At 42.3% G+C, this 409-nt stretch carries 1 protein-coding gene; it reads left to right on the forward strand.

Translation table 11 applies throughout. From position 1 onward, the window contains the following. Window positions 1–409: IS30 family transposase (locus AX663_RS08340; protein WP_156430776.1), on the forward strand; the 409-nt coding region annotated here is incomplete at both ends.

Consider the following 409-nt stretch of genomic DNA (forward strand, 5'->3'; position numbering starts at 1 on the left):
AACAGATTTGTGGCCGCTATCAGCTTGAACAAAAGCCAATGGTAGCTTTTAAAACTATCTATAACTGGCTCTATGCTGGTTTAATTGATCTGGATTTAAGCGTCCTTCGTCGTAAAGGAAAAACTCGACAACCCAAAGAAACACGTGGAACATTTAGGATTGGTACGTCGATTGCCAAACGTCCTAAAGAGGTCAGGAATCGTGAGACCTTTGGTCACTGGGAACTTGATACTGTAGTGTCTTCCAGAGGCAAAAGCAAGGGCTGTTTAGCGACCTTCCTAGAGCGAAAAACGCGCTTTTACTTAGTTTTCAAGATCCCAGATAGAACAGCCAAATCCATGTTTTCAGCCATCGAACAACTTTGTAAGCTATTTCCAAAAGAGGCTCTTAAAACCTTCACTTCAGACAG

The organism is Streptococcus sp. CCH8-H5 (assembly GCF_001556505.1).
Lineage (GTDB): Bacteria > Bacillota > Bacilli > Lactobacillales > Streptococcaceae > Streptococcus.